Raw genomic sequence first — 12,934 nt, 5'->3', positions numbered from 1 at the left:
GAGGAAGCAGAGGTGTCCGGCTGCTCGCCCCTCTGTGTAATTGCCACAGTCGTTGCTCGACACTCTACCTCATGGAACGGTCATGCACGTCGAACGCTTCTCGCAGGAATTTCACCGCATAATGGCTGTCAGCGAGGCTGAGGCGCGCGAACGGGAACTGGCCGTATTCCTGGAGGCGCACGGTTTTCAGTACGGCGCCCGTTCGGCCGCTAATATCGCGCTGACCTGGCAGTATTTCTCCACCGAAACCCTCCACCGCATTGTCGTCAATGCGCTGCTGACCCCTTCGCCGGACATGGCGCTGAATGCCTTCGAGCGTCTGGCCGGGGTCATTCCGCCTGAAGATCTGGCCGCAGTGGCCAACCGCCGCAAGCGGCTCGCCCAGTTCGTGCTGCTGTGCGGGTCCTCCCCCTTCCTGGTCAATCTGATCTTCAAAGACCCCACCGCTTTCCACTGGCTCTATCTCGAGAACGGGATCGATATCTCCCGCATGCCAGACGAGATGCTGGCTGTTCTGCGCAGCCAGATGGACGATCAGGCCGATTTCGCCGCGCTGATGAAGCTTCTGCGTTGTTTCAAACGGGCCGAGATTCTGCGTATCGCGGCCCGCGACCTGTGTGGTCTGGCGCCCCTGGAGGAGGTGACCGGCGAGCTTTCCAGTCTGGCGGCCGCCGCCTTGCAGGTTGCCTATGAATCGTGCCGCCGCTGCCTGGTGCGCGAATTCGGGGTGCCGCTGGTGCAGGCCGAACACGGGCCGCACGAGGCGGAAATGACCGTCATAGCCATGGGCAAGTTCGGCGGCAATGAGCTGAATTTCTCTTCGGACATAGACCTGATCTATTTCTACGAGTCGGACCGGGGAGAGACCAGCGGCATTGCCAACGGCTCCGGCACTCCCAAAGGAGTGATCTCCCTGCACAAGTTTTTCAACAAGCTGGGGGAGATGATCAGCAAGGCGCTCTCCCAGGTAACCGAGGACGGCTTTGTCTTTCGGGTGGATGTGGGGCTGCGCCCCGAGGGGAAGTCCGGGGATATGGCGGTTTCCCTGCGCTCGGCCGAGATCTATTACGAGTCCTGGGGACAATCCTGGGAACGCACCGCCATGCTCAAGGGGCGGCCCGTTGCCGGCTCGCTGGAGCTGGGAGAACAGTTGCTGCGGACCCTGCATCCCTTCATATACCGCAAATACCTCGATTACAATCTGATCGAGGATATGAAGACCATGAAGCAGAAGATCGATGCTTCGTTGACCCGCTCGCGGGAAGGGGAGACCAATCTCAAGCTGGGGCGGGGAGGCATCCGCGAGATCGAATTTTTCATCCAGGCGCTGCAGCTGGTCTATGCCGGCAAGAACCCGAAACTGCGCGAGCGCAATTCTCTCAAGGCGCTGGATACATTGCTGGAAGCCCGCCTGATTTCAGAGGACGACCACCGCAAGCTCTCCGGCGCCTACCGCTTTCTGCGCACGGTGGAGCACCGCATCCAGGTGGTGCAGGAACGGCAGACCCACAATCTGCCGGGCAAACCGGACGAACTGCTGGCCCTGGCTCGGCGCAGCGGCTTTCTGAGGCCGAACGGACTGGACCGCTTCCGTGAGGTGCTGGAGGAGCATCGCCGCAATGTCTCCTCCATCTACGGCACCCTGTTCCACGCCCGTGACGAGAAGCTGCAGCAGGACCTGAACCCCGAAGTGATGTTTTTTCTCGATCACAATGCCGATCCCGACCTGGTCAAGGACATGCTGGCCGAGCGGCGGTTCGAGGATGTGGATCGTGCCTATGCCAACCTGCTTTCCCTGCGCAACGGCCCTGCCAAGGGCAACCTGACCGAGCGCAACCGCCGCCTGCTGGAAAAGATCTCGCCGTTGCTGGTGCAGGAGCTGTTCGAGTCCCCAGACCCGGACATGGCCCTGGCCAACCTGGAGCGCTTCCTGGCAGTCATCGGCACCCGTTCGTCCTACTATGCGCTGTTGGCCGAGAACCGCGAGACGCTGAAACTGCTGGTGTCGCTGTTCGGCATGTCGGCCTTCCTCTCAAAGATCCTGATCGGGCACCCGGAGCTGCTGGACAGCCTGGTGACCCGCGGGTACGCCGCTACGGTCAAGAGCCGCGCAGAACTGTCGGAGGAACTGACGGGGCTGCTGGAACAGGCCGAGCATTTCGAGGAACAGCTTGACGTGCTGCGGCGTTACCGGAACGAGGAATTCCTGCGGATCGGCCTGAACGATATCCAGGGGCGGCTGGGACAGAGCGAGACCACCAGTCAGCTGACCCTGCTGAGCGAAGCGTGCCTGGAAAGCGCCTACCGGTTGGGAGTTCAGGAGCTGAAGCGCTTCGGTCAGCCCACCTATCGGGCTGACGGGGACGTGTTGGGGGCGAATCTGGCGGTCGTCGGCATGGGCAAGATGGGGGGAGGCGATCTCAACTACCACTCCGATCTGGACATCATCTTTGTCTACGATCATCAAGGCTGTACCGATGGCGAAAAGCAGATCACCAATCACGAGTATTTCGCCAAGCTGGCCCAGAAGATGATCTCGATCCTGACCATGCAGACCCGCGAAGGATACGTCTACAAGATCGACACGCGCCTGCGACCGTCAGGCAATGCCGGGCCCCTGGTGACCTCCCTGGATTCGTTTCTGGAGTATCATCGCAAGGAGGCCCAGATATGGGAACGCCAGGCCCTGACCAAGGCGCGCGTGGTACTCGGCGACGAAGTGCTGGCAGGTCAGCTGCAGGATATCATCCGCCAGACCGTGTACGGCCTGTCCATCAAGGAAGAGGGGCGCAGCGAAATCCATCGCCTGCGCATGCGCATGGAGCACGAACTGGCCAAAGAAACGGCTGACAGCTATAATATCAAGACAGGCCGCGGCGGCATGGTGGATGTGGAATTCATCTCCCAGTACCTGCAGCTCCGCCATGGCTGGCATTACCCGGAAGTACGCACCACCAGCACGGTCGTGGCGCTCAAGGAGGCCGGCACCCTGGGGTTGCTGCCGGAAGGGGATGCCGCCATGCTGGTTTCCGGATACAAGTTCCTGCGCAAACTGGAGAACCGGCTGCGCATCATTCACGACTACTCGGTCAGCGATTTGTCGGGTCCGGCAGGCTACCTGAACAAGCTGGCCCTCCGGCTGGGGTACGATCCCCGCCTGAAGAATCCCGGTTCCGCGCTGATCAGCGACTACGAGGAGATCACCGGCAGAATACGCGACTGTTACGACAGGGTGATGGGCGCACGGTTGGACAAAGGGAGGGCGGAATGAAACTGCGCAAGAAGATACTCGATTATGAGTACGAAGAGGTCCTGGATGTAAGGACGCGTGAACTGATCCGGGTGGCCTGCGCCATTGCCGTCGGTTGCCCCACCTGACTGAAGAAGCACTTCGCGGTCGCGAAGGAAGCAGGGGCCACCAGGGAGGAACTGCGTGAGGCGATCGCCTACGGCATCATCGCACCATCCGGCCGGGCCAAGAATTTTGCGTTGAACATGCTGGACGAGGTTGAGTAAGTCATCCCCGCCTCCGCTTCCTGCCTGAAAGGCTTCTTGCGCAGCAAAAGTACGCGAATTCAGACCGCGTACCGGGGCACGGTCCTTTCAACCGGGTAGTTGAAACGACCGGGCGCGATGCCGGTCAGTGGAGCCGGCAGCTCCCACTCCTGCACGAAAGATGCGCACTGCTCCGCTGACAGCGGTCGGCTGAACAGGTAGCCCTGCATCACGGTGCAGTTCCGGTCGAGCAGATACGTCAACTGTTCATCCGTCTCGACCCCCTCCGCAACCAGCTCCATGTCAAGTTCCTGGCCCATGGCGATGATGGTGTTGACCACGGTGGCTGCGGTTCTGCTGGTCAGCATCTTTTTTATGAAAGACTGGTCGATCTTGAGCTCGTTGATCGGAAGCCGGCCCAAATAGGCCAGGGATGAATATCCGGTGCCGAAATCGTCCAGCGACAGCACTGCTCCGGTAGCGGTCAGCGATTCCATCGTGGCAATGGCCTGGTCATTGTCGATCATGACCATGCTCTCGGTCAGTTCCAGGCAGAGCAGCCGGGGATCGAGGCCGGTTTCCGCCAGAACCTTCCGGATGGTCCGCCCCAGGTCGCTGCGAATGAACTGCAGTGCCGAAATATTCACCGAGAGCCGTAGCGGCAGCCCGGCCCGTTGCCACTGGACGCACTGTCTGCAGGCCTGCCACAATACCCATTCTCCCACCGCCACGATCAGTCCGCTCTCCTCCAACAACGGGATGAATACCGCCGGTGATACCGGACCGCGGCCTTCGGGGGTCCAGCGCAAAAGCGCCTCCATGCCGACGATCCTGCCGGTCGGCAGGCTGATCTGGGGCTGGTAGTGCAGGCTGAATTCATCATTTTCCAGTGCACGGTGCAGCCTGTTCTCCAGGTCGAAGCGTTCCATCAGGCGGTGGTTGAGCTCGCGGGTATAGCAAACGACCGAGTTCTTGCCCCCTTTCTTGGCCTGGAACATGGCCGATTCGGCATTTTTCAGGAGGCTTGCCACGCATTCGCCGTCTTCGGGATAGCTCGCGATGCCGATACTGATGGTTGTTGTCACCTCTTTCCCGTTGATCACGAATACCCTGTCCATGGCTTTTCTTGCCCGCTCCACCTGCTCCTGCGCACTGCCTTTGCCGCTCGTCAGGGGCGGCACCACTACGAATTCGTCCCCCATGAAACGAGCTACGAAGCAGTGGTCTCCGCAGGCCTTCAGAAGCCGCCGGGCGACCTCCCGCAGCAGATTGTCGCCGAATTCGTGGCCAAAGGTGTCGTTGATGAATTTCAGGTTGTCGATATCCAGCAGCACCAGGCTGAGGCGGTCCTTCTCCCGGTCGATGGAGTTCACCAGCAGTTCCAGGTGCGACTGCAGGTGATAACGGTTGGGCAGACCGGTCAGGGAGTCATGGGTGGCCTGTTGAAAGAGTTTTTCCTCATATTCCTTGCGCTCGGTTATGTCCTCCTTTATGGCAACGAAATGGGTGATAGTGCCGGTCTCGTCCCGGATGGGGGCGATGCCGCATCTTTCCCAGTAATGCTCGCCGTTCTTGCGCCTGTTGAAGAATTCACCCCGCCATTCGTGACCGGCCAGGAGCGTGCCCCACAGTTCCCGGTAGTATGAAGGGGGATGCATGCCGGTATTGAGAATGCGCGGATTGCGCCCTTTGGCCTCTGCGAAGGAATAGCCGCTGGTTTCGGCAAACTTGGGATTGACGTACTCTATGACGCCGTCTGCATCGGTGATGACGACGCTGTTGGCGCTTTGCTCCACTGCGGTAAAGAGCTTGCGGAGTTCCGCAGTCCGTTCGGCCACCAGCTGTTCGAGATTATCGCGGCAGGTGCGGTTGTCGCGCACCAGGCGGGCTTGCTCAAGGCACCGCTTGACGATCAGTTCCAGCTCCACCATGTCGTGAATAGGTTTGGCCAGGTAGTCCCAGGCGCCCCTGCGCAGTGCCTGAATGGCGTCCGTCAGCACTCCCGTACCGGAGAGCACGATTACCGGCAGATTATCGTCCAGCCTGCGAACGGCATCGATGACTTCCAACCCGTCCAGGTGAGGCATGCGCAGGTCGGTGATAACCAGGTCGGGACGCTGTTCCCGGACCATCTGCAATCCCTGGCAGCCGTCGCTTGCCTCCAGTACACTGAAGCCGCAATCCTCGAAAAAGGCCGAGAGACTGCCTCGAATCGACTCTTCATCGTCGATTGCCAAGAGAAGCGGCTTGGAAGCCATGGTCATGGCTGATTCTCCTTTTTGCCGGGGGCCGGTGTCGTGCATCAGGTCGGGGTCAAGAGCCGGTTCAGCATGCCATCTTTCTGCTGATGGGCAGCTTTACGGTGAAGCGGGAACCCCGGCCGGGGTGTGAGCAGACCTCGATCTGACCCTTGTGTCGATTGGTGATGATGGCGTAAGAAACCGACAGTCCCAGCCCGGTACCTGCGCCGACCGGTTTGGTCGTGAAAAACGGTTCGAAGATGCGATGCTGGATGGCCTTTTCCATGCCAGGGCCGTTATCCTCGATTTCGATCACCGCGGATTCCGCTTCCCTGCGCAGCCGCACGGTAATCCGCGGCTCCTCCGGTCCATATTCCGCCATGGCCTGGGCGGCATTCTTGATGATGTTCAGGACGACCTGCTTGATCTCGAGCACTGCCACCACCACCGACGGCATGTCCGGATGATACTCCCGCACTATCTCAATGTGCCTGAAGTCGTAGCTTTTCTTGAGATCGTAATCGTTGGCCGCCAGCTCCAGGGTCTGATCCACAATCGCAGCCAGGTCGATCGATTCGGTCAAGACGTCGCTTTTGCGGCTGAAATGCAGCATGTTGGTGATGATCCTGGATGTGCGTGAACCTGCCTCCCTGATCTGGCTGATGAAGCCGGTAATGCCCCGTTTTTCCAGGTAGGCACGGACGGCATCCAGGCTGACGCCCACCTGGCGCGCCGCTTCCAGATTGGCCGGGAGGGTGGGGGAGATGCGGCGTTCGATATTCTGGGCCTGCTGCATGATGGCGCCCAAGGGGTTGTTGATCTCGTGGGCCATGCCCGCTGCCAGCCCGCCGACCATCGCCATCTTTTCGGTCTGAATCATGATCTCCTCGATACGGGCCTGCTCCGTGACGTCATCGATGCGCACCACGGCCCGCCCGGCCCCCTCGGAAAGCATGGCGCAGATCTGGACGTCATAGAAACGGCGGTCATTGCCGAGGTACAGCAGGGATTTTTCATGCCAGGTCGTTTGTTCCCGGTCGATCACTTCGGGAACATGCCGGAGATGAGGAGAGAATTGCGGCAGCAGCGCTTCCGCCAGCCGGCCGCAGGCATCGATCGAAGGAATACCTGAAAATTTCTCGGCCTTACCGTTCCACAGGTTGACCCGCCCCTCTCGGTCCACCACCAGGATGATGGAGGGGAGCGAGTCGATGATATCGGCCAGGGTAGCCTTGAGCCGCTTGATCTCCTCCACCGGTTCCGCGTCCTGTCCGTATTCGAAATCGAGGGCCGAGTTTTCCAGGCAACCATCCCGTCGGCCGGAGGGTGATCCACGATGTGCGCACCGGTACGGCGCCTCGCTCTTTGAGGCCTTTTGCACGTTGGTTACAGCTTGAAATGGCGGACCATTTCCTCAAGGTCGCTGGCCAGTCGCGATAGAACGTTGGCTGCTTCAGTTGTTTCCTGAGTCGATTTGGCCGTCTGCTGAATGATGTCGGTGATCTGGTGCACGTTGTTGCTGATCTCCCGACTGGTGCTGCTCTGCTGTTCGGCTGCCGTGGCGATTTGATTGATCTGGCCGGTAACGTTGTTGATCTGGTCCAGAATCTGCTGCAGCGCATTACCCGATTCCGAGGCTTCGACAGTGCCGGCCTCGACCTCGCTGACCCCTTCTTCCATGGAAGCCACGGTCTGGCGGGTTTCGCCCTGGATGGCCTTGATCATCCCGGCGATCTCCTGGGTGGCGCGGGTTGTGCGCTCCGCAAGGGCCCGGACTTCATCGGCAACCACTGCAAAGCCGCGCCCCTGCTCGCCGGCCCTGGCCGCCTCGATGGCCGCATTCAGCGCCAGCAGATTGGTCTGGTCGGCAATATCCTCGATGGTGCCGATGATCGCACCGATCTCGTCCGAGCGTTTTCCGAGTCCTTCCACCTGTCGGGCGGTCTGCTTGACCCGCTCGGCAATACGGTTCATCCCCTCCACCGTCTGGTGCACGATGGCGGAGCCAGTGGCGGCAAGTTCGCCGGCATTGCGGGAGGTGTCCGCGGCAGCGATGCAATTGTTGGCAATATCGTGCGAGGTCGCGGCCATTTCTTCTCCGGCGGTGGACACGGTTGCAACCTGGCTGGCCACCTCTTCGGTGCCGGCTGCCATCTGTTTTGATGTGGCATGCAACTGCAGGGAGGCTGTCGAGACTTCGCCGGAAGAACGGTTGACATTTTCCATCACTTGGCGCAACTGCAGCACCATCAGGCGCATGGCCTCGTAAATACCGGTCTTGCCCTGCTCGAATTTCATGGTCAGGTCGCCGGCAGCAACCTGGCGCGTGATCTCCGCCAGTTCTTCGGGATCGGTACCGATATGGAGCAACAGGCGCCGCGTCGCAAAGTACGACAGGGCCGAGAGGCCGATCAAAAGGACCGCCATCACCACGAGGATCTGGTACAAACCGTGCCATAACTGCTTGCGGTTCGCCTCTTCCGCCTTCGCGGCCAGCGCCTCGAGGTCGTCGACGTAGTTGCCGGTACCGAGCACCCATCCGAAAGGCTGGAAGAGCTGTGAGTAGGATCGCTTGGGCAGGGCGCTCGTGCCTCCCGGCCGGGGAAACCAGTAATCGGTGTAGCCTCCCCCCTGTTGTGCGACCTTGATGATCTCCCGTATCAGGTATTTGCCTTTGGCGTCCTGCGTGTCGAGGCGGTTGGTGCCTTCCACCGCCTTGCCGAGCATGGCCACATTCACCCCTTCGGTAGTGTCGGCCCAGATATACCCATTCTTGCCGTACCTCAGATTGCGGATGACGTCAGCCCCCAAGGTCTTGGCCTCTTCCAGCGACATTTCCCCTTTTTGATGCCGCTCGTAAATCCGTTGTAGCATGCTCACGGCAAGCTCAACCTGCTGTCTGGCCTGTATATCGAAGTCGGAGAAGAGCGATTTTCGGTACGACTGCGAGAATTCCCGGTAGGCGCTGAAGAACTGCTTCATTGCAATGCCGCTGGTTGCAGCAGCCAGCCCGAAGCTGCTTGCGAGGACCAGGATCAGGATCTTTTTTCCAAAGCTCAAGGTGTCTTTCCGGCTGGTCATAATGGGTACTCTCCTCCAGGGTGTGTATCCGGCACGTCATTAGATGTGGCAAGGAACAAAGCAGAAGGCGTGCCGAATGCATAAGCGGAGCAGTTACAGTTGCTTGCACGATTCGGGCGGTCTGGAGGGGTGCGACGTTTGTTGCGCGGTTCGGATAGGGATGCGGCGCCAGGGACGTGCGTGCGGGGCGTGGCGCGGGTGCAGCCGGATGTCGGGAGGCAACCGTCGTTGCAGGGGTGCGCTGCGGAAGAAGGTGATCAGCTCTTCGGTCGATTAAGCCGCTTGTTGAGTCCCTGGCGGGTGATGCCCAGGTAGCGGGCCGCCAGTCCCTGATTGCCCTCGGCAAGCCGCATGGCCTGGGCGATTAAAGCTTCTTCCGCCTCCTTCAGTGTCGGCAGGGCGCTATTTGGAAAACGCAGGACGTTATCCCGGTCCCCCTGGGGCGAAGCGGCGGCTTCGGTAGCGCTCGCGATGGAGCTCAGAAAGCTTTCCATCGACAGCATGCCGCGGGAATGCTGCGCAACTGCGTCGTAAACCATGGAGCGCAGTTCGCGGACATTGCCCGGAAAGGCGTAGGACTGCAGGTAGCGGACAAGTTCGGGCGGGGGGGTGGGCACCTTCCGATTCATATCGCGGGCGGCTTCCGTCAGGAAATGGGCCAGCAGCAGGGGAATGTCCTCGCTCCGCTCCGCAAGATTCGGCAGATGGACCTTGTGGGTGCACAGCCGGTAATACAGGTCCGGGCGGAATCTGTGCTCCCGTTGGAGCCCGTTCAGGTCGTGGTGGCTTGCAGCGACGATTCGGGCATCGCAGCGGTGGGGGATATCGGAACCGAGCGGAAAATAGTCGCCATCCTGAAGCAGCCGCAGCAGTTTTACCTGGGAACCGGGTTGCAGGTCGCCGATTTCGTCCAGGAAGAGCGTGCCTCCTGCGGCTCGCGCGATAAGCCCGTCGCGCTTGTGGTCGGCACCGGTGAAGGCGCCCTTCAGGTGCCCGAAGAGCGTGTCGCTGAATATCTGATCATCCAGGCCGGCCAGATTGACGGCAACAAAGGCGCCGCTGCGCCGGCTGGCGACATGGACGGCCCGGGCTGCCAACTCCTTGCCGGTGCCGGTTTCACCGGTGACCATCACTGGCTGCGGGCTGCAGGCCACGGCATTGAGATACTGGAATATGCGCCGCATGCGTTCGGAACGGGTGACTATCCCGTTAAAGGCGTCCAGTTGGCAGGCGTCTTCCTCGAGCAAGCTGCTTCTCAGGCGGTCGAGCTGCGTGCGCAGGTCGTGCGTTTCCAACGTGCGCCGGGCACTGCCGACAAGGCGACTCTTCTCCACCGGCTTGACGAAATAGTCGGTAGCCCCGGCTTTCATGCAGGCCACCGCCATGTCGAGCTCATTGGCGGCGGTGACGATGATGACCGGAACCTGGGGATGTCTCTCCCGGATGCGGGTAAGCAGCTCGAATCCGCCCAGATGGGGCATTTGCAGGTCGAGCACCACCAGATCAACCGGCTGCGCTTCCATGAGCGCAAGCACTCTCCTGCTGTCGGTTTCAGTCAGAACATGGGTGAATCCGGCCCCGCGGAACATGGCCGAATAGCCGTAGAGCGCATCCTGCTCGTCATCCACCAGGAGGACGCTGAATGGGGAAGCTGCACCGCTTGATCCGGTCTGCTCGCTCATGGGCGCTCCGCAGGCAGGCGCACGGTTGCAACCGTCCCTGTGCCCGGTTCGGAAAGGAACGAAAGGGTACCGCCATGGTCGCGGATGATGGTGGAGCTGATGGTGAGTCCGAGGCCGGTGCCCCCTTCACTGATGCGGGTGGAGAAGAAGGGCTCCGTCAGTTTGGAAAGGGTATCCGCTTCCATGCCGCAGCCCTGATCGTTGACCGCCAGCAGTACTTCGGATGCCGGTTCATCGTGGCTCGCCGAGACACGCACGCCGCGGCTCCTGTCGGGAAGGGCCTGCAGGGCATTGATCAGAAGGTTGATCAGCACCTGCTCGATCTGCTGCTGACTGCCGCGCACGCTGGGGAGATCATCGGAACAGTCGATCTCAAAATGATCGGTGCGGGCCTGGATATGGTGGTCAAGAATGGTGCGGGCATCGCTGATCACGCGCCTGATGTCGATCACCCCTTCAAGGCCGGCAGGATCTTTGCGGGAAAAATCTTTCAGCCCCTTAACCACCGCAGCGATCCGCTCCGACCCGCGTATGATGCCGGCTATCAGGCCGGCGCCCGTTTCTGCCGCATCATCCAGGGCAAGCCCCCCCAGGGTGATGCCCTGATCGCGGCCCTGTTCCGTCAGCAACGGGCGCATATCGCCCCAGATGTCCTGCAAGAGAGCGGCATTTACCCCGATAAAATTGTTGGGGTTGTTGATCTCGTGGGCCATGCCTGAGACAAGCAGCCCCAGGGATGACATCTTGTTGGCCTGAATCAGCCGGGAATGCGCCAGGCGGGCTTCCTGCTGGGCCCGTATCTTTGCGCCCATGTCCCGCATGGAGCAGTAATGCATCACCGTGCCATCGTAAACGACCCGCCAGCCCTTGATGGAAACTGTCAGCCGGGAACCGTCCTTTGTTATGGCAGATATCTGTTCGCGCAGGAAAATATCGCCGTCCGAAAGCCCCGCCAATCCCGCCGAAACCATCGGCAGTTCCTCGGGAGCGATAACGAGCGGAAGCCCGCCCTGTATCAATTCTCGGCCGGTGTAGCCGAACAGGGTGCATGCCGCCCGGTTCATCTCGAAGATCTCCAGCTTGCCGCCGCGGCACAATAAAATGGCGTCGTCATGTTGCAGAAACAGTTGGTGGAAGCGCTGCTCGCTCTCGGCAAGCTGCCGGGTGCGTTGGCTGACCAGATCCTCCAGACGCAGGCGATAGTCGCTGTTCTCCTTCAGCAGTCGGGCGCGTTCCAGCACGCGCCGGGCCGTGATTTCAAGCTCTTCCAGTTCTTCCAGCGGTTTGCTGATATAGTCCCATGCCCCGAGGTGCATGGCATGAATCGCCTCGCGGATGTTTCCGATACCGGAAACGACAATCACCGGAATTTCGGGCGCCTCGGCCGCCAACCGCTCGACTACGCCGAAGCCATCCAGTATGGGCATGCGCAGGTCCGTGAGGACCAGGTCCGGCCGGTCTCGAAAGAAAATATCAAGCCCCTGGCTGCCATGGCCCGCCTGCAGTACATGGCAACCGATATCTTCCAGGAATATCGCCAGTGAGCTTCTGACCATCGGCTCGTCGTCGATAATAAGTACGCGGGTGCCGTTCATTCCGGGATGTCCTCAGAGATGGCTCGGGCAGGGGGCGGGGGAGGAAGGGACTGTGAGGGGGGGCATGGCGCTTTATGGAAACTCACCGCTCTTGCCAGGCGTGATGATCTGACTCAGGGCGGCGTCGATTTTGGCGGCATCAACACTCGTGTTGAAGCAGGGGCCGAACGGGCGGTCGTTGAGGATACCGATTACCGGCAGTGGGTAGCAATCCTTGATGCCCGAGGTAAGGTCCCGCTCGCAGGCCACGGCCAGGACGAGCTTGGGGCGCTTTTCCACGATCACTTTGCGGGCCAGGGTGCCGCCGGTGGCGACAGAGATGTCGATCTTGTACTTGGCGCCGATGTCCACCAGCCCTTTGATGTCGCAGCGCCCGCATTGCACGCACTTGTTGATGTCTCCGGTCACCTTGATCTCGCAGTCGAACAGCTGGATGCAGTGGGGCAGCAGTACCAGAATCCGGTCCGGGCTGACTTTCTGGCGTTGTGAAATGACCAGACTGTTGTTCATGGCGATGAAGGACTGGCGAATGGCATCCTTGTTCAATCCGAGGCAGCGGCCGACCGCCTCTATCATCGGCAGCAGGAACTTGATCACGATCAGGCGCATGAAGCGTGTGAACAGGATGTCCTTGCCCAGAGCAGTGGTCAGAACCAGCAGTCCGGTGCCGAAGATCGCCACCCCCGAAAGAGCTGCCACGATGATGCCGACGATATGGGGCAGATTGGGATGAATGTTGGCCAGGCCGCGGTTGGGAATCCACCAGGCCAGAAAGATGATGCCCACCAAAATCAGGCAGGTGAAGCCCATCAGGGATATGAACAGCCGTTTGCGCGGCGGT

General features: G+C 60.5%; 8 protein-coding genes. 2 read left to right on the top strand and 6 right to left on the bottom strand.

Going from position 1 to position 12,934, the window contains the following annotated elements; translation table 11 throughout:
* Window positions 1–82: 82 nt before the first annotated feature.
* Both glnE and GSVR_RS22265 read left to right on the top strand, forming a co-directional pair.
* Entirely contained in the window at window positions 83–3,271 is a 3,189-nt protein-coding gene (glnE, locus tag GSVR_RS19835; protein WP_173195529.1) for a bifunctional [glutamate--ammonia ligase]-adenylyl-L-tyrosine phosphorylase/[glutamate--ammonia-ligase] adenylyltransferase, read from the top strand.
* Window positions 3,268–3,516 carry a GSU3128 family (seleno)protein gene (locus GSVR_RS22265; RefSeq protein ID WP_305040938.1) on the top strand — a complete coding sequence of 83 codons (249 nt, stop codon included), beginning with the start codon at window positions 3,268–3,270 and terminating at the stop codon, window positions 3,514–3,516. Before glnE ends, GSVR_RS22265 begins: the two co-directional genes overlap by 4 nt.
* Before the next feature lie 59 nt (window positions 3,517–3,575).
* Here the strand turns inward: GSVR_RS22265 and GSVR_RS19825 are convergent, their stop codons facing one another.
* The 6 genes from GSVR_RS19825 to GSVR_RS19800 form a co-directional block, all read right to left on the bottom strand.
* The gene (locus GSVR_RS19825; protein ID WP_173195528.1) at window positions 3,576–5,759 is read right to left on the bottom strand and encodes an EAL domain-containing protein; all 2,184 of its coding nucleotides are present in this window, start codon (window positions 5,757–5,759) and stop codon (window positions 3,576–3,578) included.
* 61 nt (window positions 5,760–5,820) lie between these two features.
* On the bottom strand, window positions 5,821–7,116 hold the full coding sequence (locus tag GSVR_RS19820; protein WP_173195527.1) for a nitrogen regulation protein NR(II): 1,296 nt from the start codon (window positions 7,114–7,116) through the stop codon (window positions 5,821–5,823).
* A 5-nt stretch (window positions 7,117–7,121) separates the two neighbouring features.
* Window positions 7,122–8,816: a methyl-accepting chemotaxis protein gene (locus tag GSVR_RS19815; protein WP_239077392.1), complete on the bottom strand. Its 1,695-nt coding sequence runs from the start codon at window positions 8,814–8,816 to the stop codon at window positions 7,122–7,124.
* A gap of 257 nt (window positions 8,817–9,073) precedes the next feature.
* A complete protein-coding gene (locus GSVR_RS19810; RefSeq protein WP_173195526.1) occupies window positions 9,074–10,498 on the bottom strand; it encodes a sigma-54 dependent transcriptional regulator in 1,425 nt (474 codons plus the stop codon).
* Window positions 10,495–12,093 (bottom strand): response regulator, encoded by a 1,599-nt coding sequence (locus tag GSVR_RS19805; protein WP_173195525.1) that lies wholly within the window; start codon window positions 12,091–12,093, stop codon window positions 10,495–10,497. Before GSVR_RS19805 ends, GSVR_RS19810 begins: the two co-directional genes overlap by 4 nt.
* Before the next feature lie 72 nt (window positions 12,094–12,165).
* Window positions 12,166–12,903: a DUF116 domain-containing protein gene (locus GSVR_RS19800; RefSeq protein WP_173195920.1), complete on the bottom strand. Its 738-nt coding sequence runs from the start codon at window positions 12,901–12,903 to the stop codon at window positions 12,166–12,168.
* Window positions 12,904–12,934 lie beyond the last annotated feature (31 nt).

Origin of the sequence: Geobacter sp. SVR (genome assembly GCF_016865365.1) — a bacterium.
Taxonomy (GTDB): domain Bacteria; phylum Desulfobacterota; class Desulfuromonadia; order Geobacterales; family Pseudopelobacteraceae; genus Pelotalea.
The sequence above is the reverse complement of the archived record's forward strand: the minus strand, read 5'-3'. Positions and strand labels throughout refer to the sequence as shown.

Excerpts from the sequence above, each read along its gene's own strand:
- GSVR_RS19825 (WP_173195528.1), bottom strand. The coding sequence starts at position 5,759 with ATGACCATGGCTTCCAAGCCGCTTCTCTTGGCAATCGACGATGAAGAG.
- GSVR_RS19815 (WP_239077392.1), bottom strand. The coding sequence starts at position 8,816 with ATGACCAGCCGGAAAGACACCTTGAGCTTTGGAAAAAAGATCCTGATC.
- GSVR_RS19810 (WP_173195526.1), bottom strand. The coding sequence starts at position 10,498 with ATGAGCGAGCAGACCGGATCAAGCGGTGCAGCTTCCCCATTCAGCGTC.
- GSVR_RS19805 (WP_173195525.1), bottom strand. The coding sequence starts at position 12,093 with ATGAACGGCACCCGCGTACTTATTATCGACGACGAGCCGATGGTCAGA.
- glnE (WP_173195529.1), top strand. The coding sequence starts at position 83 with ATGCACGTCGAACGCTTCTCGCAGGAATTTCACCGCATAATGGCTGTC.
- GSVR_RS19800 (WP_173195920.1), bottom strand. The coding sequence starts at position 12,903 with ATGGGCTTCACCTGCCTGATTTTGGTGGGCATCATCTTTCTGGCCTGG.